Origin of the sequence: Zavarzinia marina (assembly GCF_021568905.1) — a bacterium.
In the GTDB taxonomy this organism is placed as follows: domain Bacteria; phylum Pseudomonadota; class Alphaproteobacteria; order Zavarziniales; family Zavarziniaceae; genus Zavarzinia; species Zavarzinia marina.
The window spans coordinates 143,734-166,664 of sequence record NZ_JAKGSB010000005.1; the positions used below are offsets into that span (position 1 = coordinate 143,734).

The window sequence follows — 22,931 nt, forward strand, 5'->3', positions numbered from 1 at the left end:
GCGTCATGAGCCGCGACGCCTTCGCGGCCGAGTCCGCTGTTTCACGTGAAACATTGGCCCGCCTCGCCGCCTATGCCGCCCTGCTGATCAAGTGGCAGCCCAAGATCAATCTGGTCGGCCCCGCCACCATGGCCGATCTCTGGCGCCGCCACATGCTGGATTCCACACAGCTCCTGCCCCTCCTGCCGGAAGTGCCCCCGGGGCGTCCCCGCCGCATCGTCGATCTCGGCTCCGGCGCCGGCTTCCCGGGTCTCGTTCTTTCCATCATGGGGGCGGGGGAGGTCCATCTGGTCGAAAGCGACCAGCGGAAATGCGCCTTCCTGCGCGAAGCGGCGCGAATCAGCGGCGCCGACGTCACCATCCATGCCTCGCGCATCGAAACCCTGCCGCCGCTCGATGCCGACGTGATTACCGCCCGTGCCCTCGCACCCCTGGAAAAATTGCTCGCCTGGGCCGCCCCGCACCAATCTGCCCACACGATTCACATTTTCCCCAAGGGCAAGGAGGCCGAGGCCGAATTGACCAAGGCCGCCGCAGTCTCCAAACTGGAGGTCACGCGGCACCCCAGTCGCACCGACCCCGCCGCCACCATCTTCCGGATCAGAGTGACAGACCATGACTGATGCCAGGCACGCGGACGTGCGTATCATCGCCGTCGCCAATCAGAAGGGTGGCGTGGGCAAGACCACGACGGCGATCAACCTCGGCACCGCGCTCGCCGCCGTCGGCCGCAAGGTGCTGATCCTCGACCTCGATCCCCAGGGCAATGCCTCCACCGGCGTCGGGATCGATCGGTCCGCGCGGGACGTCACCTCCTACGACGCCCTGATGGGGGAGGCCAGCCTGGCCGAAGCCCTGGTCGACACCGCCATTCCCAATCTGGCCCTGGTGCCCTCCACCATCGATCTTTCGGGCGCCGAACTGGAACTGGTGGATCAGGAGCGCCGCGCCTTCCGGCTCAAGGATGCGCTGGCGGCACCCTCCATCGCCGGGCGCTTCCACTATGTCCTGATCGATTGCCCGCCGTCCCTGAACCTTCTGACCCTGAATGCCATGGTCGCGGCGGATTCGGTGCTCGTGCCCCTGCAATGCGAATTCTTCGCGCTGGAGGGGTTGAGCCTCCTGCTGCGCACCATCGATCAGGTGCGCGGCGGCCTCAACCCGGATCTGGAGATCCAGGGCGTGGTGCTCACCATGTACGACAACCGCAACAACCTGTCGGACCAGGTGGCTGCCGACGTGCGCAACTTCCTGGGCAACAAGGTCTACAACACCGTCATCCCCCGCAATGTACGGATTTCCGAGGCGCCCAGCCACGGCCAGCCGGCCCTGGTCTACGACCACCGTTGTGCCGGCAGCCAGGCCTATATCCGCCTCGCCAGCGAAATGCTGCGCCGGGAAGAGCCGCACGCCGGCGCCGCCTGACCCATTCTCTGAAGGACCGAATATTCGATGGCAGACGACAGCCGCAAGAAGGGCCTGGGACGCGGCCTTTCCGCCTTGATGGGTGAAGTGCGCGAGGCCGTGACCCCGCCGCCGGGTGCGGCACCCGGCGAAAAGCCCCGGGGCCTGCGCGAACTGCCGATCGAACAGCTCCAGGCCAATCCGAACCAGCCACGCAAGCGCTTCACGCCCGAGGCCCTGGAAGACCTCGTCGCCTCGATCAAGTCCCACGGCATCCTCCAGCCGATCCTGGTGCGCCGCCTGGGCCCCGAGCGCTACGAGATCATCGCCGGCGAGCGGCGCTGGCGCGCGGCCCAGAGTGCCCGGCTCCACCAGGTGCCGGTGGTGGTCAAGGACTTCACCGACGTCGAGGTGATGGAAGTCGCCCTGGTCGAGAACATCCAGCGCGCCGACCTGACCGCGATCGAGGAAGCCTTGGGCTATCAGCGCCTGATCGAGGATTTCGGCCATACCCAGGACGCCATCGCCCAGATCGTCGGCAAGTCGCGCAGCCATATCGCCAATATGCTCCGCCTGCTCTCCCTGCCGGCGGCGGTGAAGGATCTGGTCGACAGGGGCGATCTCTCGGCCGGTCACGCCCGCGCCCTGATCGGTCTGGCCGATGCCCCGGCCCTGGCCCAGCGTGCCGTCGAACAGGGCCTGACCGTGCGCCAGATGGAAGACCTGGCCAAGAAGGCCAAGAATCCCAACGCGGCGCCATCGGGCGGGCAGGGTGGCGGCGCCAAGGATGCCGACACGATGGAACTGGAAGGCAATCTCTCCGCCGCCATCGGCCTGCCGGTCGCCATCGCCCACAAGGGCGACGCCGGCGGCAGCATCACCATCCGCTACCACACCCTCGACGAGCTGGACCGCATCTGCGGCAAGCTCAGCCGGGTGGAGGATTGATACGCCGGTTCTTGCGGCCTGACCTCACGCACCCCATACTCCTCTTGAAGGAGATGAAAGCTGCATGGCTGGAAATTCCCCCCTGGTTTCGGAATTCGAAACCGACGAACAGGAACGGGACTATGCGCTTTGGCTGTCGGCCAAGGTAGAGGCTGCGCTTGCCAATCCCCATCCACCGATCGCTCACGACGACGTGATGGCCGAAATGGATGCTGTGATCGCTGCCGCCGAAGCCAGCAAGAACTCGTGAATGCTGCCCATCGTCTGGCTCAAAGACGCCCGGGACGACCTTCACCACATCATCACCTACATCGCTGCTGACAACCCGGCAGCCGCCCGACGGATGAAGGATCGGATCGAGTCCGTCGTGCTTCCACTGTCGGAACATCCTTATATGTACAGAAAAAGCGATCGAATGGTTGGGCTTCGCGAGGCCATCGCTCATCCCAGCTATGCCGTACTTTATCGGGTAACGACCTCGCGCGTGGAAATCGTTGCAGTTACTCATACCAGCCGGCTGTTTCCGTAGACCCCTCAACATAACTCCGCGTCGCCCAGGCAGAAGGCCTGGACCCCGGATAAGCAGGGCGCCTTTCTCGACGAAAGATCCTGGCCGCCGTCATGGGTGGAGACGAAAAAGGCGGGCCCTTGCGGGACCCGCCTTTTCTTCCGCCGTAACGGACAGCGTTACGAATTCATCGAGTCGAAGAATTCGCTGTTGGTCTTGGTGTGCTTCAGCTTGTCGAGCAGGAACTCGATGGCGTCGACCGGGCCCATGGGCATCAGGATGCGGCGCAGCACCCACATCTTTGACAGCGTGCCCTTGTCCACCAGCAGCTCTTCCTTGCGGGTGCCGGACTTGGTGATGTCGATCGCGGGGAAGGTGCGCTTGTCGGCGATCTTGCGGTCCAGGATGATTTCCGAGTTACCGGTGCCCTTGAACTCTTCGAAGATCACCTCGTCCATGCGGCTGCCGGTGTCGATCAGGGCGGTCGCGATGATGGTCAGGGAGCCGCCTTCCTCGATGTTGCGGGCGGCACCGAAGAAGCGCTTCGGGCGCTGCAGGGCGTTGGCGTCGACACCACCGGTCAGCACCTTGCCGGACGAGGGCACCACGGTGTTGTAGGCGCGCGCCAGGCGGGTGATCGAGTCGAGAAGGATGACGACGTCGCGCTTGTGCTCGACCAGGCGCTTCGCCTTCTCGATCACCATTTCCGCGACCTGGACGTGACGCACCGCCGGCTCGTCGAAGGTGGAGGAGATGACCTCGCCCTTCACCGAACGGCTCATGTCGGTCACTTCTTCCGGGCGTTCGTCGATCAGGAGGACGATCAGATAGACTTCCGGGTGATTGGCGGTGATGGCGTGGGCGACGTTCTGCAGCAGAACCGTCTTGCCGGTGCGCGGCGGCGCCACGATCAGACCGCGCTGTCCCTTGCCGAGCGGTGAGATCAGATCGATTACACGGGCCGAACGGTCCTTCACGGTCGGATCGTTGCGCTCGAGGTTCAGGCGCTCGTTCGGATAGAGCGGCGTCAGATTGTCGAAATGGACCTTGTGGCGGATCGCCTCCGGGTCCTCGAAATTGATGGTGTTGACCTTGAGCAGGGCGAAGTAACGCTCCCCGTCCTTGGGCGCGCGGATCTGGCCGTCCACCGTGTCGCCGGTGCGCAGGCCGAAGCGGCGGATCTGGCTGGGGCTGACATAGATGTCGTCGGGGCCCGGCAGATAGTTCGCCTCGGGCGCGCGCAGGAAACCGAAGCCGTCCTGCAGGATCTCGAGCACGCCGCCGCCGGTGATCTCGACATCCTTTTCCGCGAGCTGCTTGAGGATTGCGAACATCATGTCCTGCTTGCGCAGTGTCGATGCGTTCTCGACTTCCAGTTCCTCGGCATAGGCGAGAAGCTCGGTCGGGGATTTTTCCTTGAGTTCCTGGAGATTCATTGTCGGAAACCGGTAGGCACGGAAAGAGACGGGAAACCGTTTCGTCACATCGACCGGGATAAACCCGATGTCGGGGCCCGATATGGGGTCAGAAGGGCCGCAGGCGTGACCGATACGGATAAAGGAAAGGTCCGAAGCATTCCCTGTCGCCGGTGAACGGTCGACCCGGGATCATGGCGGCTCACGAAAATTGTGGAAGCTCTGAACACGCCAGGGTCAGGACCACGGCTGGCCCGGACCGCGGCACCATGCGCCGATGACGCCCCCCTGTCAAACGGAAGTTTACCCGCCCCTCAGAACGGCTTCAGCACCACGAGCGGCACGATGACGATGAAGATCACCGTCGGCACTTCGTTCAGGATACGGTAGTACCGGCCGGAATGCGGCCGCTCGTCCCGCCCGAAACGGCGCACCTGGCCGACCAGCATGCCGTGGACGGCGCTGAGCAGCACGACGAGCAGCAGCTTGGCATGGAACCAGCCCCCGGCGTGAAGCGCATCGGTCGCCACCATCAGGCACAGCCCCATGATCCAGGTGACCACCATGGAGGGATTGATGATGGCCTTGAGAAGCCTGCGCTCCATGACCTTGAAGGTCTCGGACGCATCCGATCCCACCGGCTTGTCGGCGTGATAGACGAAGAGGCGCGGCAGGTAGAACATGCCCGCCATCCAGGTCGTGAAGGCAATGATGTGCAGCGTCTTCAGGACGGCGTAATTATCGACCAGGAAGTCCATTCTATCCTCATCGCCCAGATATCGGCACGCGACGCGAAACGCGGACGACCCTAGCCCCGGCCGAGGGCCGAGGCAACAAGCCGGGCGAGGCCGGCGATGAAGGCCGGCGCCGTACCGACCGCCGGCACGCGGACATAGGCGGGCACGCCCGATTCGGCCGCCAACTCGCGATATTCGATGTCGAGCTCGACCAGGGTTTCGGAATGTTCCGAGACGAAGGCGACGGGCACCACCACCAGGGCCTTGCCCTCGGTCCCGGCGCGGCGGATCTCCGCCTCGGTATAGGGCTTGATCCATTCGAGGGGGCCGACCCGGCTCTGATAGGAGACCAGCCAGTCCAGCCCCGGCCGGTTCAGGGCCGCGACCACCGCCGCCGCCGTCTCCTCGATCTGCTTCTGATAGGGATCGCCCGCATCGATCACTTTCTGCGGCAGGCCATGGGCCGAGAACAGCAGGCGCACCGGACCGTCGCCCGCCCGATCGAGAGCCTCCGCGATCAAGAGCGCCTGGGCCTGCACGAAGCCGGGTTCCGTCGGATAGCTCTCGATCGTCCCGGTCCGTGCCGTGATCCCGGCCTTGGCCGCCGCCTCGCCCCATTCCTTGAGGGAGGACGCCGTGGTGGTGGTCGAGAACTGGGGATAGAGCGGCAGCAGCACCACATGCGCCGGCGCGAAATCCGCCACCGCCCGCGCCGTATCCGCCGCGCGCGGATGCCAATAGCGCATGGCGATGAAGACCTTCACCTCGTAGCCGAGGTCCAGGCCCTCGAGGGCCGCGGTCAGGGCCGCCGCCTGTTCTTCCGTCTCCGGCACGATCGGCGAGCGCCCGCCCATGAGGGCATAGATCTCGCCCGCCGGCTTGGCCCGCCGGCCCGAAATCAGCTTCGCCACCAGATAGCGCAGCGGCTGGGGCAGGCGGATGATCGCCGGATCGGAGAACAGGTTGTACAGGAAGGGCTTCACCGCCGCCGGCGAATCCGGCCCGCCCAGATTGAACAGGACGACGGCGAGACGGCCGCTCACGGCCGCCACTCCCGGATCTGTCTCGACAGCGCCGCCACATGTTCGGGCGGCGTTTCCGGCACCACGCCGTGGCCGAGGTTGAAGACGAAGCGATCGGGCCCCAGGGTCTTCAGGATCGTCTCCACGCGGTCGTGCATGGCCTTGCCGCCCGCGACCACCAGCAGGGGATCCAGATTGCCCTGAACGACGGCGCCGGGCTGCACTTCATCGCGGACGAAGGACAGCGGCACGGCACTGTCGATGCCCACCGCCTCCACCCCCGTCCGGGGCGCCAGCTGGGGCAGGGCGGGGCCGATCCCCTTCGCGAAGCCGATCACCGGGACATGGGGGAAACGTGCCCTCAGCGCCGCCCGGATGCGGGCTATGGGCTCGAACACCCAGCGCGTCAATTCCGTCTCGGGCAGGGAACCTGCCCAGGTGTCGAAGATCTGCAGCGCCTCGGCACCGGCTTCGACCTGGGCGGCGAGATAGTCGATGGTCGCTTCCGTGATCAGGTCGATCAGGGCCTGGAAGCCATCGGGATCGCGATAGGCCCAGAGCCGGGCCGGCTTCTGCTCCGGCGTGCCCTGGCCCGCGACCATATAGGTGGCGACCGTCCAGGGCGCGCCGGCAAAGCCGATCAGGGCGACATCGCCGGGCAGGCGCTTCGAAAGCAGGCGGACCGTCTCATAGACCGCGCCGACCCGATCGTGAAACCCTTCCATGGAGAGGGCGGCAATGCCGGTCTCGGTCGTCACCGGATCGAGGCGCGGACCCTCGCCCTCGACGAAACGCACGCCCTGACCCAGGCCGTGGGGCACGATCAGGATATCGGAGAAGAGGATCGCCGCATCCATGCCGAAACGCTCGATCGGCTGCAGGGTGACGGCGCAGGCCTTCTCGCTGTCGAGGCAGAAGGAGACGAAATCCCGGGTCGTCGCCCGGACCGCGCGATATTCCGGCAGATAGCGCCCGGCCTGACGCATGATCCAGAACGGCGGCCTGTCGACGGGTGCGCCGGCTAGGGCCTTCAGGAAGCGCTTTTCACTTACCGACAGGGGCTCGGCCAATTTCATATCCATATATAAAAAGATAGTGGTTGATGGTTGATGCCTGTGGATGACGGGGGTTTCCGGTGGTGCACGGGTTTTTCCCCAGATCCAGGCCGAACCGGCGGTGTCGCTCCTTCACTAGTGGTTAAACGCCCCGAAGTCGAGTGTTGGACGGCGGCGCGGTTCCGGGGATTATGGGGATAACGGCGGGCGGGCGCGCCCACGTTATCGGATGCGGAACCCATGCCCACAGGCTGGCGACAAATCCTTCCTCAAGGGGGTTTTCAGTTGATCGAGAAGATCGTCGAAACCGTGAACGCGGCGGCGCTCGCCGAAGAGGGCGAGTCGCCCACCCAATCCCCGCTATCCACAGCGGAGGGGGTGAAGCGCCTGCACCTCTATCTGATCTCGGACGCGACCGGCGAGACCCTGAGTTCCGTCGCCAAGGCGGCGATGTCGCAATTCCCCGATGTCGCGGCCATGCTGCATGTCAGCTTCATGGTGCGCACCCGCAACCAGATCGAACGCGCCCTCGACATGGCGTCCTCGACCGGCGGCATCATCCTCTACACCCTGGTGAACACGGACCTGCGCCTGGCGGTCGACGAGGGTGCCCTCGCCCGTCAGGTGCCGGTCATCAATGTTCTCGATCCCGTGATCCAGAGTCTCGCGACCTATCTCGGCACGCCCGCCAGTGCCCTGCCCGGGCGCCAGCATGCCCTCGATGCCGAATACTTCCGCCGGATCGAGGCGATGAACTACACGCTCGCCCATGATGACGGCCAGAACCCCCAGGGCCTCCACGAGGCCGATGTCATCCTCGTCGGCGTCTCCCGCACCTCGAAGACGCCGACGGCGGTCTATCTCGCCAATCGCGGCATCAAGGCGGCGAATATCCCGGTGGTGCCGGGCGTGCCGCTGCCGCCCGAATTGTTCCAGGCGACGGAGCCGCTGGTGGTCGGCCTGACCACGGCGCCCGATCGCCTGGTGCAGATCCGCCGCCACCGCATGATCCTGCTCGGCCAGAACAGCGACACGGATTATGTCGACATCGACGCGATCGGCCAGGAACTGACCGATGCCCGCCGTCTCTTCGTCAAGCATGGCTGGCCGGTGATCGACGTCTCGCGCCGCTCGATCGAGGAGACGTCGGCCGCGATCCTCAATCTCTACTACGACCGGCTGAATCTGATGTAGCGGATCCGACGCGGGGGCTTCAGGCCGCCGGCCGGGCCCAGGCGAAGGGCAGGAAACCGGGCAGGTCGGGCACCGGATCGGCTTCCATCGCCTCGACCTGGCCGGTGGCCGGGACCTTGACGATCCATTCGTCGACGATCTCCAGCCAGGGCTGGCGCAGCAGGCGGTCGCCGTCGCTGCGCCGCTTGCCGCGGGCCGGCGCCGACCGGGCGAAATCGACGCGATAGACCACGATCGGGGCGTTGTGCTCGTCCCGCACCAGCGTATAGGGCGCGGCATCGGCGGCGCCGAAGGCCCGCGCCGTGCGCAGCAGGCGGGCCGCTTCCTCGGGTTCCAGGCGGATCAGCATGTATTGGGTGACCATCGGCCCGTCGTCCAGCAGGGTGATGCGGCAATCGTCCTGATTGGCCAGCATCACGCAGAACCGCGTGCCCGCCTTCGCCAGCATCTGGGCCGCCATGGCGGCCGCCGACTTCCGGCCCGAGGCGTTGCTGGGAAAGCCGAAATACTCGTAGAACTTCTCTTCGAGCGAGTCGGCGTAATCCTCGCCGCGCTCGAACAGGCGGCGCTCGACATAGCCGAGGTCGAGACCCATCTCGCGGATCGCATTGTCCGTCAGGCGCTCGATCTTCACGTGGACGTGGGACAGGCGGGGCGCCGTGCCGGGGGCCAGCCGCTCCCCCAGGATCGCATAGTCGATCGGCAGGATGCGGCGCAGCAGGTCGTCGCTCTCCGGCGAGGAGAGGTCGAGCATCTGGGGCGTGATCGTGTCGATCTGCACGTCCGAACTCATCTTCGCCAGGTTCTGCGGCGTGATCCGGTTCGATTTGCGCAGGCGGAAATGCTTGATCAGCGTCTCCGGCATCGGCTCGTCCAGCAGGATGATGAAGGCCGTGTTCTGGTGGCGCTGCTCGCTGCGCGGCACGGCGCTGCCCGGCACCACCGCCTCGCGCTTCATGAAGGGATAGGGACGGCGCGCCCGGATGAAGGCGAAATAGCTTTCGATCAGCGAATAGCCGATCAGAAACTCGGTCAGCTTGTGGCGGGCCGTGCTAAACCGGTCGGCAATGGGCGCGGCGTCGGCGCGCCCGATTTCTGTCATGTCGCTCATCGCCGTTTCGGCAGTGCTCGTCCCGTTGCAAGGTCCCGTGAAACACTCCATAGAAATACCATGTCGAATCGACCCGTCCACAGCTTCGAAACGCCGCTCCTGCCCGCGGGGCGCGCGGTGATCCTCGCCTCCGGCAGCGTGACGCGCCGGCGCATGTTCGAGGCGGCGGGCGTTCCCGTCGGCATCGACGCCGCCAATGTCGACGAGGCGGAACTGAAGGCGTCCATGCGGGCCGACGGTGTGCCGCCCCGCGAAATGGCCGACATGCTGGCCGAAATCAAGGCGACCAAGGTTTCGCACCGCCATCGCGGCGCCCTGGTGATCGGCGCCGACCAGGTCCTCGTCGTGAACGGCGTCACCTTCGACAAGCCGGCGGACATGGACCACGCGCGGGCCCACCTGCGGGCGCTGCGCGGCAGGCGCCACGAGTTGATCTCCGCCGTCGTCGTCTGCGAGAACGGGGCCCCGGTCTGGCGCCACATGGCCAGCGCCAGCCTCGAGATGCGTCCCTGTTCGGATGATTTCATCGATGTCTATCTGGCGGCGGCGGGCGAGGCGGTGCTGACCTCCGTCGGCGCCTATCAGGTCGAGGGGCCGGGCATCCAGCTCTTCAACCGGATCGAGGGCGATCACTTCACCATTCTCGGCCTGCCGCTGCTCGCGGTGCTCGACTATCTGCGCATCAGGGGCGCGATCGGCACATGACGATCAGCGGCAGGGCGAAACTGGCCGGCGTCATGGGCTGGCCCGTCGGCCATTCCCGCTCGCCGCGGCTGCACGGCTATTGGCTCGACCTTCACGGCATCGACGGCGCCTATGTGCCGCTCGCGGTCCGGCCCGGCGATCTCGGGCCGGCGCTGCGCGCCCTGCCCAAGCTCGGCTTTCGCGGCTGTAACCTGACGGTTCCCCACAAGGAAGACGCCTTGTCGATCGTCGACCGGGTGGACGACACGGCCCGCCGGATCGGCGCCGTCAACACGGTGGTGGTCGAAGCGGACGGCACGCTGACCGGCCACAATACGGATGCGCCGGGTTTCATCGCCAATCTGCGGCAGGGCGCGCCGGACCTCGCCCTCGACGGCGCGACGGCCATGGTGGTCGGCGCCGGCGGGGCCGCGCGCGGCGTCGTCGCCGGCCTGGTCGAGGCGGGCGTCGTCCAGATCCGTCTCGCCAACCGCAGCCCGGACAAGGCCCATGCGCTGTGCCGGGCCTTCGATCCCTATGTCGTGGCCATGCCCTGGGACGAGCGCGGCGACCATCTCGACGACATCGACCTGCTGGTCAATGCCACCAGTCTCGGCATGACCGGGCAGCCGGCGCTGGATCTCCCCCTCGACGGTCTGTCCCGCCGTGCCGTCGTGACCGATATCGTCTATGCCCCGCTCGAGACCGACCTGCTGGCCCGGGCAAGAGCGCGCGGCAATCCGGTGGTCGACGGTCTCGGCATGCTGCTGCATCAGGCCGTGCCGGGCTTCGAGGCTTGGTTCGGCCTCCGCCCCGAAGTGACGGAGGCATTGCGCCGCCATGTCCTCGCCTAAAGGATCCCTGGCGGAAGGCCGTCCCATCATCCTCGCCCTGACCGGCTCGATCGGCATGGGCAAGAGCGAGACGGCGCGCATGTTCCGTGCCCTCGACATTCCGGTCTATGACGCCGATGCCTCGGTCCACGCCCTCTATGACGTCGGGGGCAAGGCGGTCGCCCCGATCGGCGAGGCCTTTCCGGGCACCGTGCGCGACGGCGCTGTCGACCGTGCCCTGCTGTCCCGGGAACTCGCCGGCGACACGACGGCCTGGAAGAGGCTCGAGGCGATCATCCACCCCCTGGTCGGCGAGGTGCAGCGCGACTTCCTGGTGGCGGAAATCGGGAAGGGCACGCCCCTCGTCGTCATGGACGTGCCCCTGCTGTTCGAGACCAATGGTCATCATCGGGCGGACTACGTCGCCGTCGTCTCGGCGCCCGAACATGTTCAGCGCAAGCGCGTGCTCGAACGTCCCGGCATGACCGAGGAAAAGCTGGACGAGATCATGGCCCGCCAGCTCCACGACGATCACAAGCGCGCCAGGGCGGATTTCGTCATCCCGACCGACCGGGGTCTCGACGTCGCGCGCGAGCATGTGGCGGCGATCGTTCGTATACTGCTGACCGATCCCCCGGCCAAACAGGCGGAAAGGCTGCCCTGATGCGCGAGATCGTGCTCGATACCGAAACCACGGGCTTCGAATATGCCGGCGACGACCGTATCGTCGAAATCGGCTGCATCGAACTGGTGAACCACGTCCCGACCGGCCGCTTCTTCCAGCGCTACGTCAATCCGCAGCGCGAAATGTCGGAAGGGGCGCGCAACGTCACCGGCATCACCGACGAATTCCTGGCGGACAAGCCGCTGTTCGCCGATGTCGCCGACGATTTTCTCGATTTCATCGGCGATGCGCCCTTCGTCATCCACAATGCCGCCTTCGACATCGGCTTTCTGAACGCGGAATTGGGGCGCCTGGGGCGCGAGGGCTTCCCGATGGAACGCGCCGTCGACACGGTGCTGATCGCGCGGCGGAAATTCCCGGGCGCGCCCGCCAGCCTGGACGCGCTGTGCAAGCGCTTCGACATCGACCTGTCGCGCCGCGACAAGCACGGCGCCGTCCTCGACTGCGAATTGCTGGCGGCGGTCTATCTGGAATTGCTGGGCGGGCGTCAGCAGGGCTTCGCCCTGGTGCGCGCCGGCTCGATCCGGGTCGAGGCGCGGGATAAACTCATCCGCCCGGCGCGGCCCCATGCCGCCAGCCCGGAAGAGCTGGAAGCCCATGCCGCCATGATCGCCGAGATCAAGGAAGCGATCTGGACGGCGGAATAGGCCCCGCCGTCCCGTCGGGCGTGTTTACTGCTGTTCCTGCTGCTGCTGGGCCGCCTGCTGCTGGCGCGCCAGGTGCTGGCGGTAGAGGGCGACGAAATCGATCGGGTCGAGCAGCAGCGGCGGGAAGCCGCCGTCGCGGGTGACGTCGGCGATGATGCGGCGCGCGAAGGGGAACAGCACGCGCGGGCATTCGATCAGGCACAGCGGCTGCAGCGCGTCCGCCGGCACGTTCTTCACCAGGAAGATGCCGGAATAGACCAGCTCGACCACGAAGGCGGGCTTGCCTTCAGGATCGGCGGCATTGGCGCGGATACGCAGTTCGACCTCGAAACGGTCTTCCGGCAGGCGGCGGGCCTGGACGTCGACACCGATGTCGATCTTGGGCTGCTGGCTGAGCGCCAGGCTGGCGGGCGCGCCCGGATTCTCGAACGAGAGATCGCGCACATATTGCGCGATCACCGAGAACTGCACGGGCTCGCCCTGGGCCTGCGCCTGATCCTGGCCGTTGGCGGTGGGTGTGTCGGTCATGGCTCGATCCCTGAAAAAGCGGCCCCTCCGCTACCACAGGCACGCGAAGCGAACAAGCGCGCCCTGCCCGTGGGTCGGTGCCCGGCCTTGGAATCCGCCGCCCGCGCGCCTATTTCCAGGGAAGGAACCTCATTTCTGGATTCGGTCGGGGCCTGCGTCTATGCTGGCCTCGACCCCGAACACGGCGCCGGGCGCCGGGAAAAGCTGTCGAATGGCCGGTTTCGAGTATCTGGATATTCTCTTTCTCGCGGTGGTGGCCGGTTTCATCGGCTTCCGCCTGTGGAGCGTGCTCGGCCAGCGCACGGGCGAGGAACAGCAGCGCGATCCCTTCACCCGCCCCCGGTCCGAGCCGCCGCGCTCCGGCCCCACGCCACCCGCGCCCGAGGACCGGGTGGTGCCCCTGCCGGGCCGCCAGCCCCAGACCGACGCGGAAATCGCCGCCCGCACGGGCCCGAACCTGACCGAGATCCGCATCGCCGACCGCAATTTCGAACCGGACTCCTTCCTGGCCGGCGCGCGCTATGCCTATGAGATGATCGTCGGCGCCTTCGCCCGGGGCGACGAGGAAACACTGGCGCCGCTGGTGGCGCCGGACGTCATGGCCGGGTTCTCCAAGGTCATCGCCGACCGCCGCGCCACCGGCAAGACCGCCGAGCATCAGCTCGCCGCCCTGAAGTCCGCCACCATCGAAAAGGCGGTGATGAAGGGCCGCATCGCCGAGATCACGGTGCGCTTCATGGCCGAGGGCACCTCGGTCGTGCGTGACGCGGAAGGTCGCGTGGTCGAAGGTCATCCGACCGCCGTGCGCGACATGATCGACGTCTGGACCTTCGCCCGCGACACCCGCAGCCGCGATCCGAACTGGCAGTTGATCGCGACCGCGGCCGGCGCCGAAGCCTGACCCGTCCGCCCGTCGCATCATGGCCCGCCGTTCGCCGCTACCGGCCCTTGCCGCCGGCGCCGTCGCGGTGGCCGCCGCCCTTGCCGTCGCCCTCTGTCTCGCGCCCGAACACGCGGCGCCGCCCGCACCGCCGGATCGTCTGGTCCTGATACCGGCCGGTTTCGCCGATCTGCCGGGCTGGGACGAGGATCGCCTGGACGAAGCCTGGCCGGCGTTCCGCCTGTCCTGCGCGCGCCTCTTGCGGCGAAAGCCCGAAACCGGTCTCGGCATCGCCGGCACCGTCGCCGACTGGACCCCGGCCTGCACCGAGGCCCAGGCGATCGAGGCGCCGGATGCCGCCCTGGTGCGCCGTTTCCTCGAAGATCGCTTCCGCCCGGTCCAGGCCCTGAACGGCGACGCCGCCGAAGGCCTGTTCACCGGCTATTACGAGCCGGAACTCCTCGGCGCGCGGAAAGCGGACGCGGTCAACCGGACCCCGCTCTACCGCCGGCCGGACGATCTGGTGCAGGTCGACCTCGGCGCCTTCAGCCCGGATTTCAAGGGCCGGCGCGTCGCCGGGCGCGTGGTCGACGGCCATCTGAAACCCTATGAGGACCGCGCCGCCATCACCGCCGGCGCGCTCGACGGCAAGGGGCTGGAATTGGCCTGGGTCGCCTCGCCGGTCGATGCCTTCTTTCTCGAGATCCAGGGTTCGGGCCGGGTGCGTTTCGCCGACGGCGGCATCATGCGTGTCGGCTATGCCGGGCAGAATGGCCACGCCTATGTGGCGCTCGGCAAGGTGATGATCGAGGACGGCATGCTGGAGCGCGGCAAGGTCACGCTGCAGTCGATCAAGGATTGGCTGAACGGCCATCCGGATCAGGCGGCGGCGCTGATGAACCGCAACCCGTCCTATGTCTTCTTCCGTGATCTTGGTGACGGTGCCGGGCCGATCGGGGCGCAGGGCGTCGCGCTGACGCCGGGCCGCTCGCTCGCGGTCGATCGCAAGTTCTATCCCATGGGCGTGCCGGTCTGGCTCGACGCCACGCTGCCGCCGGCGGGCGACGAAGCGCCGGCGCCGTACCGCCGCCTGATGGTGGCGCAGGATACCGGCGGCGCCATTCGCGGGCCGGTGCGCGGCGACGTCTTCTTCGGCGCTGGCGCCGAGGCGGAACGCCTGGCGGGCGCCATGAAACAGCAGGGCCGCCTGTGGTTCCTGCTGCCGGCGCCGGTCGCGGCGGCATTGGCGGAACCCGCGTCGTGAGCACGAGGAAGCCCCGGCCGATGAAGGGGCCGCGCGGCATGTTCCCCGGCCGCGCCCCGACGGAGGCGGAAAAAACCCTGTTCGAGACGGCGATGAAGGGTGTCGCGCCGATCGCCAGCGGCAAGGTCGCGCCGGCCCTGGCGCCCCTGCCCGGCGCCCGCCCGCGCCGGGTGGTCAGCCCGGAGGAGGTCCTGCCCACGGGCGAGGCCCCGGCGCCGGGCCTTCGCATCCACAATATGGATGGCGCCAAGCAGCGCCGGCTGGTGCGCGGCGAACTGCCGATCGAGGCCCGCCTCGATCTCCACGGCCTGACTCAGGAGATGGCCCACCGCGCCCTCGACCGCTTCATCGTGCAATGCCACGGCGCCGGCCTGCGCTCGGTCCTGGTCATCACCGGCCGTGGCCGCGGCCCGATCGAGGAGGCGCCGAACGGCGTCCTCTATCAGATGGTGCCGCGCTGGCTGAACGCGCCGGCCCATGGCCACCGCGTGCTCGGCTGGCATCCGGCCCAGCGCCAGCACGGCGGCGACGGCGCGCTCTATGTCGTGCTGCGCCGTCCCCGCGACTGACTTCAGGGAAAGCGCACCACCGGGCCCTCGGGCGTCTCGCCGGGCGGCAGGGCTTCGGGCGCCGGTTCGCCCGCCGGGCCGAGGGCGGTGACATAGGCGTGGATGGCACGGAGGTCCGCCTCGCTCATGGCGCGGAGGTTGAACCAGGGCATGGGCGGGCGCGTGGTCAGGTGGCGGGCGTGGCCGACCCATTCGTCTTCCGTCATGGCGGCCAGCAGCAGGCGCAGGTTGGTGGCATAGGTGGTGCCCCAGGGCCCCGACAGACCGAGACGGTCGCCGGTCAGCCATAGGGATTCGTCGATGGCCCCTGCGGCGGGACCGAAGCCCGGCGTGTGGCAGTCGTTGCAGCCGGCGACACGGACCAGATAGCGGCCACGGGCGACCGGATCGCTCGGATCCGTGGTCGGGGCGGCCAGGGTCGCGGCACCGGCCAGGGCGATCATCGCCGTGAGGCCGACAAGATGGGGGAAGCGCATTTTCTCTCGTTCCAGGTTGATATCGACGCCGGCAATCCGCCGGCGCCCGGGCCATCGGCGGCACCGAGGGAGCGAGATAAGGGGTCTGAGCCCGGCTTTCGGCAAGAGGATCCGGGGCCCGAGGGCCCGGATTCAAGCGGCCGGTTGACGGCCGTCACACCGCTTAGGATGCGCTTAGGAGATCCGTGATCGGCGGCGCCGTCGCTTCCGCCTCGCCATGGGCGGCGAGGCGGGCCAGGGTCGCGGCCAGGCCGACGGTGTCGGGACAGATGGTCAGGCAGACTGCCCGGCCCCAGCGCAGGTGCATGACGTGGATGCCGCGGTTCGTGGTGCGCACGCCGTCCGTGCCGCTGTTGCTCTCCACCCAGTCGACACTGACCAGGGTGTTCCACGGGGCGCCGGCGACCGTGATGGTGCCGAGATCGAAATGAATGTCCGGCAGCAGGCGATAGAGCCGCTCGTACCAGAGCCGCGTCGTCGCCAGACTGGAGCGCGTGCCGCCCAGTGCCGTCTCTCCCAGGAATCGATGTTCGAAACGGCGGGCGAAGGTGTTCAGCACCGGGCCGGCGTCGCCCCGGTTCACCGCGCCGAACAATTGCCGAACCTTGGCCCTCACGATCGCGTGATACATGGCGGCTCTCCGAAACGGGCGGAAATCAATCGGGTTCAATAAAGAAACCCATGCAGCGACGATAGAGTTCAATTTAGAGACTGACAAGGGCTCGAAACGCCATGTCGCCGTATCGGGCCAATTCATGTCGCTTGGCCCGTACACCGCCCGCGTTGAGTTCAATCCGGCAACCGACTAGGATCGCGTCATGCAGAGAACCAGCTTCGCGCGGATGCAATGTTCCCTCGCCCGCGGGCTCGAGGTCATGGGCGACTGGTGGACGCCGCTGATCGTGCGCGACCTCTTCCTCGGCATCGAGAAATTCGACGAATTGGCCGAGGACCTGGGCATCTCGCGCAATCTGCTGACCCGGCGCCTGCGGACCCTGATCGACAACGGCATCGTCGAAAAGCGGATCTATCACCGCCGTCCCGCCCGCTATGCCTATTTCCTGTCCGAGGCGGGGCGCGACCTCGTGCCGGCGATCCTGGCCCTGACCGCCTGGGGCGAGCGCTGGGCCCGGCCGGCGGAAGGCAGCCCGCTGCGCTTTCGCCATGCCGTCTGCGGCCATGAGTTCGAGGCCGAGGTCTGCTGCTCCGAATGCCGGCAGACCATCACGGCCGATGATGTCGAGGCGCTGCCGGGCCCGGGCGGTGCCGCCAAGCCCGGCACCATGGTGATCGCCGTGCGTCTGCGCGAGCGCATGATCGCCGAGATGCTGGCCCGCACGAAGACGACCAAAGAAACGGAAAACAACGAAGGGGAGCCGACATGAAGGGATGGGGGCCGACGTCGCACCGCTATGTCAGTCAGGGTCTGCGGCTGCATTACGTCGACTGGGGCAACGACGGGGCGCCGCCCCTGCTGCTGGTCCATGGCGGCAACGACCATTGCCGAAGCTGGGATTGGGTCGCCCAGCGCCTGTGCGAGAGCTTCCACGTCATGGCGGTGGATCTTCGCGGCCATGGCGACAGCGACCATGCCCCCGGCAGCCATTATCCGACCCATGGCTTCATCCTGGATCTCGCGCAATTGGTCGCCCAGCGCGGCCTGGCGCCGGTCGACATTCTGGCCCACAGTTGGGGCGGGGCGATCTCGCTGCTCTATGCCGGGCTCTATCCCGAAAGCGTGAGACGGCTGATGGTCATCGAGGGCTGGGGCCCCTCGCCCGAGGTCTTGAAGAAACATGGCGACATGCCGCTCCACGAACGGCTGCGCAATTGGGTCGAAGGCTGCCGCGCCGTCGCCCACAAGCGCCCGCCCCGCTACGCCACCCTCGACGACTGCGTCGCCCGCATGAAGGCCGCCAATACGCGACTGACCGACGAACAGGCCCATCACCTCGCGCTTCACGCCGCCTGCCAGAACGAGGACGGCACCTGGTCGTGGAAATATGATCCCTATGTCCGGGTGATCAGCCCGACCTGGGTCCCGCCCGAGGAATTGGGGGCGATCTGGTCGCGCATCACCTGCCCGGTGCAGCTGCTGCGCGGCACCGAAAGCTGGGCCGGCGATCCGGTCGCCGACGGCAAGATCGGTTTCTTCCAGGATGCCCGGGTGGAGGCCTTCGAGCAGGCGGGCCATTGGGTCCACCACGACCGGCTGGACGATACGGTCGCCCTGGCGCGCGCCTTTTTTGCACAGTAGAATTAAGTTATAAAAAAAATGCTATCGAGCCATGTTGTAGAATCAGATTGACCCCGCCCCGGCAATTGCTAGGGTTTCCTGCGTCCGGCCCACGTCACGGGCTCGCGGAATTTGATGGTTTCAGCTTGCGCCGCGTCACCCCCGCTAAAGCGCCACGAGAAGCTCGTGGTTCCTCAGGAAAGGAGCGAACCGATGAAGGCCTTCGAACGCCGATACAAATCCTGCCGTCCCCCGATGGCCGTCACCAAGTTGACCGCCGTCACGGATTTCTGTCCGGCCTGTGGTCGATAATTCGGGCGTCATTCCCGATAGTGTCACCAATTCGGGTTAGAAGAAGACGGGCGACAGGAGGAACTCATGTCCTTTGCAATCGTCGGCGAACTCGCCGCCGCACCCGCGATTACCATTGAAATCGATGATCTGGCCGCCGGCATCGCGATCCGCGAGGACGATGCCTATGTCTTCGTGGCGTCGGATGCCCGCTTCCACCTGCTCGACGGCAGCCGCTTTCGCCGTCTCCAGCAGATCGAAACCGCGGTCCGACGCATGGTCCGCGCCACCCGTCCCCGCCGCCACGCGGCGGAGTGACCTCCAGCCATCGGCCGCCGGACGTGTTCATCCCCCGTCCGGTGGCGCGGGCGGCGGCTTCGGTCGCCGCCCGAATTGTTTCGGGTACGGTCCGAACCTTCAGCGCGCGGCGCCGAAGGTGCCGCTGACCTCGTCCGTGGGGGTGACGACATACCAGCCACCCCCCACTTCATTCAGCGCACCCCCGTAGAAGATGCCGGCGAGATCGGCGAAGGCGCCGCCGGCCGGCGTCAGCGGTGCCCCGTCCATGGTCGCGTTGAAGGTGCCGTCGTCGGTGGTGCCCTGGAAGCCGGCCGCCGTCGGCGGGCCGAAGCTGACCAGCGAGGCATCCTCGAAATGGAACACGGGCCCCGGCCCGACGTCGGCCCCGCTCAGCGGGTCGGAGAGGCGCGTGCCCGTGATGTCCGCGTCCATGCGGCTGGCGGCGAAATCGGCCGTCAGGACGATGTCGGCGCTGAGCACGCGGAAATTGCCGGCCGTCGCGACATCGACGATGCCGCCGACCGTCCGGCCCCGATAGGTCGCGGTGCCGAGGGCGGCACCGGGCGCCAGATCCGTCGCCGGCGTGCCGATGGCGCCGCCGGCGGCCGTGAGGATCGTGTCGCTTCCCGTGTCGACGATGGCCCAATAGCCGAAGCTCATGTGCTCCAGGACCGTCGATGGCGTTCCGTCGTAGAGCAACGCCCGGCCGGCGCCGAAGGGCGCCCCGCCGACGGTGACGTCGGCCGTGTCGAAGACCGAGATGTCGGCGAGATTGCCGCCGCCCGGCGCCGACGGGCCGAAGGTCGCGACGATCTCCGACGCGGCCGCCGCCGGCCGCCGGTTCAGGGTCAGCACCGTATCGGCGCCGGCGGCGGCCAGCCGCGCTTCGTGATAGGCGGCGTTCAGCGCCGTCGTGCGCGCCCCGCCCAGGCCCTCTTCCGCCCCCGGACCGGGATAGAGCCGGGCGCCGGGCTGGATGTCGCTGCCGTCCGCCGGCAGGAAACCGCGCAGACCAGGTAGGGCCGCGACGAACGGCGTGCTCGAATCATTATCGAAGAATTGGCAGCCGCCCATGGTGACGGACAGCGTGACGAGGACGAGAATCCTCTTGGACATGCCGCTCATATGCCGACCCCCCGTCGTCAATGAACAATCCCACGAGGGTGATCATAAGCGCCGATCAGGGGGCCGGATACCGATGTTGCGCCGCGATTGGTGACATATTGCAGCGCGATGAAGACAATGCGGCCCTCGGGAGACCGGCGGCCCGGGGCCGCCGGTCGCGACGGGCCTCATTCGTGGGCCATCTTGTCCTTGTCTTTTTCTCCGCAGATCGGGGCCGCCATCAGCTTTTCGGCATCGCCGACGGCAAGATGGGTCGCGCGGAACTTCATCGTGTCCGGATTCGCCGTATCGTAGAATTCCGGCTGGATCGGCGAGCCGCTCACGTTCACGCAGCTGTCGAGGGTCTCCTTGCCGGCGCGGGAGCAGAGAGTGACCCCGTCCGCGTTCCACCGGCCTTCATCCACGCAATTTTCATGGCGGCGGCGCAGCGTGCCGTCGGCGGCGAAATAGGCGACGGCGGTCGTGCCGTCCGCCATCTCGAAATAGCCGGTGCGATCGCCGATCATGGCGCCGGCGAAGGACCCGGGCTTGCTCGCCGGGTTCTCGGGCACCAGGCGGATGTCGACCACGCCGTCGTATTCATTGTCGGCGCCGTTGGCGGAATCGATGATCGAGGAGACGCCCAGCGTCAGCACGACATCCATCGCGACATTGGCGGCGATGGTGGACGAGACGCCCGAATGATTGTTGTAGGTCGCTTCCTGATAGCCGTCCTTCCTGCAGCGGATCAGGATGTCGTGCTTGCTCTTGCGGACGGTCAGGGTGCCGGGCGTCGACGACAGGCTGCCGATCGGCTTGTCCTCGCGATAGAAGTCGCATTGCGCGCCCGGCGGGGTCGTGTTGACCGCGATATCCTGCGACGTGCCTTCCAGGATGCTGACGCAGCCGCCCACGGTGACGACACCCGCCAGGGCAAAGACCCGAAACGCCCCGCGGCGGGCGAGGTTGAAAATCTGCATTTGAATTGCCCCTGCCAACTCTTGCCAAGAATGAGCAAATAGCCCAGGGACATTCAGTACGGGAATGATGACGAGGGGGCAATGCGACAGTTGTGCGGATGAAGAGATTCGGCCGAAAACCCCTCTGATCAGAGGATGAACTTCGAGAGATCGGCGTCGGCGGCGAGCGCGCCGACATTGGCGGCGACATAGGCGGCGTCCACCGTCACCGATTGGCCGGCGCGGTCGGAGGCGGTGAAGCTGATCTCGTCCAGCACCCGCTCCAGGATCGTGTGCAGGCGCCGCGCGCCGATGTTCTCCACCGTCGTGTTCACCTCGGCCGCCACCTTGGCGATCTCGGCGATGCCGTCGGCCGTGAAGTCCAGGGTCACCCCCTCGGTGCCCATCAGCGCCACATATTGGCGGATCAGGCTGGTTTCCGGCTCGGTCAGGATGCGTTCGAAATCGTCCTGGGACAGCGCCTTCAGCTCGACCCGGATCGGCAGCCGGCCCTGAAGCTCGGGCAGCAGGTCGGCGGGCTTGGCGATATGGAAGGCGCCGGAAGCGATGAACAGCACATGGTCGGTCTTCACCGCGCCATGCTTGGTCGTGACCGTCGTTCCTTCGATCAGGGGCAGCAGGTCGCGCTGCACGCCTTCGCGCGAGACGTCGGCGCCCTGGCGTTCGGCCCTTGCGCAGATCTTGTCGATCTCGTCGATGAAGACGATGCCGGCGTTCTCCGCCAGGGCGATCGCCTCCTGCACGATCGAATCCTGGTCCAGCAGCTTGTCCGATTCCTCGGCCAGCAGCAGGGCGTGGCTGTCGCGCACGGTCACGCGCTTCGGCTTGGTGCGCTGGCCGAAGGCCTTGCCCAGCATGTCGCCCAGATTCATCATGCCGACCGAGCCGCCGGGCATGCCCGGGATCTCCATGGCGCCGAAGGGGCTGGCGTTGTCGGCGACGGAGACCTCGATCTCGCGCTCGTCCAATTCGCCGGCGCGCAGCCTGGCGCGGAATTTCTCGCGCGTGTCCTTGCCCGCGCTCTCGCCCACCAGGGCGTCGAGCACGCGGTTCTCGGCGTTCAGTTCGGCGCGGGCCTGCACGTCGCGGCGGCGCTTCTCGCGGGTCTGGGCGATCGAAACCTCCACGAGGTCGCGCACGATCTGCTCGACGTCGCGCCCGACATAGCCGACCTCGGTGAATTTCGTCGCCTCGACCTTCAGGAAGGGCGCATTGGCGAGCTTGGCCAGGCGGCGCGAAATCTCGGTCTTGCCGACACCGGTCGGCCCGATCATCAGGATGTTCTTGGGCAGGACCTCGTCGCGCAGATCCTCCGGCAGCTGCTGGCGGCGCCAGCGGTTGCGCAGCGCGATGGCGACGGCGCGCTTGGCGTCGCCCTGGCCGACGATGTGGCGGTCGAGTTCCGAGACGATCTCGCGCGGGGAAAATTCACTCATGATTCAATGACTTCGACGGTGAGATTGTGGTTGGTGTAGACGCAGATGTCGGCGGCGATCGCCAGCGCCTTCCGCGCGATCACCTCGGCGTCCTCTTCATAGGGCATCATGGCGCGGGCGGCCGAGAGGGCGAAGTTCCCGCCCGAGCCGATGGCGGTGACGCCGCCGTCGGGTTCCAGCACGTCGCCATTGCCGGTCAGCACCAGGGTGGTGTCCGCGTCGGCGACGATCAGCATGGCTTCGAGCTTCTGGAGATAGCGGTCTGTGCGCCAGTCCTTGGCCAGTTCGACGCAGGCCCTGGTGAGCTGGCCGGGAAAACGCTCCAGTTTCGCTTCTAGGCGCTCGAACAGGGTGAAGGCATCGGCGGTCGCCCCGGCGAAGCCGGCCACGATGGCGCCGCCGCCGATGCGGCGGACCTTGCGCGCATTGCCCTTGATCACGGTCTGGCCCAGGCTGACCTGACCGTCGCCGGCCACCACGACCTTGTTGCCTTTGCGCACGCCCAGGATGGTGGTGCCGTGCCAGGAGGGGGTCTTTTCGCTCAAGGGATCGGGTCCTCAGTCTTGTCCGGTCGCTCTTATGTAGCGATCGTGGCCCGCGCCACAAGACCGATGGACCCGATCG

At 67.1% G+C, this 22,931-nt stretch carries 28 protein-coding genes; 16 read left to right on the forward strand and 12 right to left on the reverse strand.

Annotated features, from left to right (window positions below; translation table 11 throughout):
• Positions 1-5: 5 nt before the first annotated feature.
• From rsmG to L2U69_RS14315, 5 genes are all read left to right on the forward strand, one after another.
• Positions 6-623 carry a 16S rRNA (guanine(527)-N(7))-methyltransferase RsmG gene (gene rsmG / locus L2U69_RS14295; protein ID WP_236107998.1) on the forward strand — a complete coding sequence of 206 codons (618 nt, stop codon included), beginning with the start codon at positions 6-8 and terminating at the stop codon, positions 621-623.
• The gene (locus L2U69_RS14300; protein WP_236107798.1) at positions 616-1,425 is read left to right on the forward strand and encodes a ParA family protein; all 810 of its coding nucleotides are present in this window, start codon (positions 616-618) and stop codon (positions 1,423-1,425) included. The genes rsmG and L2U69_RS14300 overlap by 8 nt, the downstream gene beginning before the upstream one ends.
• 27 nt (positions 1,426-1,452) lie before the next feature.
• Positions 1,453-2,352 carry a ParB/RepB/Spo0J family partition protein gene (locus tag L2U69_RS14305; protein ID WP_236107799.1) on the forward strand — a complete coding sequence of 300 codons (900 nt, stop codon included), beginning with the start codon at positions 1,453-1,455 and terminating at the stop codon, positions 2,350-2,352.
• A gap of 64 nt (positions 2,353-2,416) precedes the next feature.
• Positions 2,417-2,602 carry a type II toxin-antitoxin system RelB family antitoxin gene (gene relB, locus L2U69_RS14310; RefSeq protein ID WP_236107800.1) on the forward strand — a complete coding sequence of 62 codons (186 nt, stop codon included), beginning with the start codon at positions 2,417-2,419 and terminating at the stop codon, positions 2,600-2,602.
• On the forward strand, positions 2,603-2,881 hold the full coding sequence (locus L2U69_RS14315) for a type II toxin-antitoxin system RelE/ParE family toxin (RefSeq protein WP_236107801.1): 279 nt from the start codon (positions 2,603-2,605) through the stop codon (positions 2,879-2,881).
• A 158-nt stretch (positions 2,882-3,039) separates the two neighbouring features.
• On the opposite strand, the gene rho is transcribed toward L2U69_RS14315, so the two are convergent.
• The 4 genes from rho to hemE all read right to left on the reverse strand — a co-directional run bounded on the left by rho (position 3,040) and on the right by hemE (position 7,104).
• Positions 3,040-4,296: a transcription termination factor Rho gene (rho, locus tag L2U69_RS14320; protein WP_236107802.1), complete on the reverse strand. Its 1,257-nt coding sequence runs from the start codon at positions 4,294-4,296 to the stop codon at positions 3,040-3,042.
• Between the two features lie 293 nt (positions 4,297-4,589).
• Entirely contained in the window at positions 4,590-5,033 is a 444-nt protein-coding gene (hemJ, locus tag L2U69_RS14325; RefSeq protein WP_236107803.1) for a protoporphyrinogen oxidase HemJ, read from the reverse strand.
• 50 nt (positions 5,034-5,083) lie between these two features.
• A complete protein-coding gene (hemH, locus tag L2U69_RS14330) occupies positions 5,084-6,064 on the reverse strand; it encodes a ferrochelatase (RefSeq protein WP_329605406.1) in 981 nt (326 codons plus the stop codon).
• Positions 6,052-7,104, reverse strand: a complete 1,053-nt coding sequence (gene hemE, locus L2U69_RS14335) for a uroporphyrinogen decarboxylase (protein ID WP_236107805.1) — start codon at positions 7,102-7,104, stop codon at positions 6,052-6,054. The genes hemH and hemE overlap by 13 nt, the downstream gene beginning before the upstream one ends.
• Before the next feature lie 270 nt (positions 7,105-7,374).
• Here hemE and L2U69_RS14340 point away from each other — a divergent pair, with 270 nt between their 5' ends.
• Positions 7,375-8,283 (forward strand): pyruvate, water dikinase regulatory protein, encoded by a 909-nt coding sequence (locus L2U69_RS14340; protein ID WP_236107806.1) that lies wholly within the window; start codon positions 7,375-7,377, stop codon positions 8,281-8,283.
• Positions 8,284-8,302: 19 nt separating this feature from the next.
• On the opposite strand, the gene L2U69_RS14345 is transcribed toward L2U69_RS14340, so the two are convergent.
• Positions 8,303-9,394: a hypothetical protein gene (locus L2U69_RS14345; protein ID WP_236107807.1), complete on the reverse strand. Its 1,092-nt coding sequence runs from the start codon at positions 9,392-9,394 to the stop codon at positions 8,303-8,305.
• A 60-nt stretch (positions 9,395-9,454) separates the two neighbouring features.
• Here L2U69_RS14345 and L2U69_RS14350 point away from each other — a divergent pair, with 60 nt between their 5' ends.
• Genes L2U69_RS14350 through dnaQ form a run of 4 tightly spaced genes read left to right on the forward strand, consistent with a single transcriptional unit; the run spans position 9,455 to position 12,243 of the window.
• Entirely contained in the window at positions 9,455-10,099 is a 645-nt protein-coding gene (locus L2U69_RS14350) for a Maf family protein (protein WP_236107808.1), read from the forward strand.
• Positions 10,096-10,932 (forward strand): shikimate dehydrogenase, encoded by an 837-nt coding sequence (locus L2U69_RS14355; RefSeq protein ID WP_236107809.1) that lies wholly within the window; start codon positions 10,096-10,098, stop codon positions 10,930-10,932. Before L2U69_RS14350 ends, L2U69_RS14355 begins: the two co-directional genes overlap by 4 nt.
• Positions 10,919-11,575, forward strand: coding sequence for a dephospho-CoA kinase (gene coaE, locus L2U69_RS14360; RefSeq protein ID WP_236107810.1), 657 nt, complete (start codon positions 10,919-10,921; stop codon positions 11,573-11,575). The genes L2U69_RS14355 and coaE overlap by 14 nt, the downstream gene beginning before the upstream one ends.
• Positions 11,575-12,243 (forward strand): DNA polymerase III subunit epsilon, encoded by a 669-nt coding sequence (gene dnaQ, locus L2U69_RS14365; RefSeq protein ID WP_236107811.1) that lies wholly within the window; start codon positions 11,575-11,577, stop codon positions 12,241-12,243. Before coaE ends, dnaQ begins: the two co-directional genes overlap by 1 nt.
• A 24-nt stretch (positions 12,244-12,267) precedes the next feature.
• On the opposite strand, the gene secB is transcribed toward dnaQ, so the two are convergent.
• Positions 12,268-12,771 carry a protein-export chaperone SecB gene (secB, locus tag L2U69_RS14370; RefSeq protein WP_236107812.1) on the reverse strand — a complete coding sequence of 168 codons (504 nt, stop codon included), beginning with the start codon at positions 12,769-12,771 and terminating at the stop codon, positions 12,268-12,270.
• Positions 12,772-12,982: 211 nt separating this feature from the next.
• Between secB and L2U69_RS14375 the strand changes: the two genes are divergently transcribed.
• The 3 genes from L2U69_RS14375 to L2U69_RS19280 are packed head-to-tail and all read left to right on the forward strand — an operon-like array spanning position 12,983 to position 15,484.
• The gene (locus tag L2U69_RS14375; protein WP_236107813.1) at positions 12,983-13,672 is read left to right on the forward strand and encodes a Tim44/TimA family putative adaptor protein; all 690 of its coding nucleotides are present in this window, start codon (positions 12,983-12,985) and stop codon (positions 13,670-13,672) included.
• Positions 13,673-13,691: 19 nt separating this feature from the next.
• Positions 13,692-14,915, forward strand: a complete 1,224-nt coding sequence (gene mltA, locus L2U69_RS14380) for a murein transglycosylase A (RefSeq protein ID WP_236107814.1) — start codon at positions 13,692-13,694, stop codon at positions 14,913-14,915.
• Positions 14,912-15,484 (forward strand): Smr/MutS family protein, encoded by a 573-nt coding sequence (locus L2U69_RS19280; protein ID WP_236107815.1) that lies wholly within the window; start codon positions 14,912-14,914, stop codon positions 15,482-15,484. Before mltA ends, L2U69_RS19280 begins: the two co-directional genes overlap by 4 nt.
• Before the next feature lie 2 nt (positions 15,485-15,486).
• On the opposite strand, the gene L2U69_RS14390 is transcribed toward L2U69_RS19280, so the two are convergent.
• Together L2U69_RS14390 and L2U69_RS14395 are read right to left on the reverse strand one after the other, a co-directional pair.
• Entirely contained in the window at positions 15,487-15,960 is a 474-nt protein-coding gene (locus L2U69_RS14390; protein ID WP_236107816.1) for a hypothetical protein, read from the reverse strand.
• 163 nt (positions 15,961-16,123) lie between these two features.
• A complete protein-coding gene (locus L2U69_RS14395; RefSeq protein ID WP_236107817.1) occupies positions 16,124-16,591 on the reverse strand; it encodes a nuclear transport factor 2 family protein in 468 nt (155 codons plus the stop codon).
• Between the two features lie 187 nt (positions 16,592-16,778).
• Between L2U69_RS14395 and L2U69_RS14400 the strand changes: the two genes are divergently transcribed.
• From L2U69_RS14400 to L2U69_RS14410, 3 genes are all read left to right on the forward strand, one after another.
• The gene (locus L2U69_RS14400) at positions 16,779-17,345 is read left to right on the forward strand and encodes a winged helix-turn-helix transcriptional regulator (protein WP_236107818.1); all 567 of its coding nucleotides are present in this window, start codon (positions 16,779-16,781) and stop codon (positions 17,343-17,345) included.
• A complete protein-coding gene (locus L2U69_RS14405) occupies positions 17,342-18,217 on the forward strand; it encodes an alpha/beta fold hydrolase (RefSeq protein WP_236107819.1) in 876 nt (291 codons plus the stop codon). The genes L2U69_RS14400 and L2U69_RS14405 overlap by 4 nt, the downstream gene beginning before the upstream one ends.
• Positions 18,218-18,574: 357 nt before the next feature.
• Positions 18,575-18,805: a hypothetical protein gene (locus L2U69_RS14410; RefSeq protein WP_236107820.1), complete on the forward strand. Its 231-nt coding sequence runs from the start codon at positions 18,575-18,577 to the stop codon at positions 18,803-18,805.
• Positions 18,806-18,904: 99 nt separating this feature from the next.
• Here L2U69_RS14410 and L2U69_RS14415 read toward each other — a convergent pair whose 3' ends face one another.
• The 4 genes from L2U69_RS14415 to hslV form a co-directional block, all read right to left on the reverse strand.
• Positions 18,905-19,903, reverse strand: a complete 999-nt coding sequence (locus L2U69_RS14415; protein ID WP_236107821.1) for a hypothetical protein — start codon at positions 19,901-19,903, stop codon at positions 18,905-18,907.
• Between the two features lie 176 nt (positions 19,904-20,079).
• Positions 20,080-20,871, reverse strand: a complete 792-nt coding sequence (locus tag L2U69_RS14420) for a hypothetical protein (protein WP_236107822.1) — start codon at positions 20,869-20,871, stop codon at positions 20,080-20,082.
• A 128-nt stretch (positions 20,872-20,999) separates the two neighbouring features.
• Positions 21,000-22,307, reverse strand: coding sequence for an ATP-dependent protease ATPase subunit HslU (hslU, locus tag L2U69_RS14425; protein WP_268967401.1), 1,308 nt, complete (start codon positions 22,305-22,307; stop codon positions 21,000-21,002).
• Positions 22,304-22,852, reverse strand: coding sequence for an ATP-dependent protease subunit HslV (gene hslV, locus L2U69_RS14430; protein ID WP_268967402.1), 549 nt, complete (start codon positions 22,850-22,852; stop codon positions 22,304-22,306). The genes hslU and hslV overlap by 4 nt, the downstream gene beginning before the upstream one ends.
• Between the last annotated feature and the right edge of the window lie 79 nt (positions 22,853-22,931).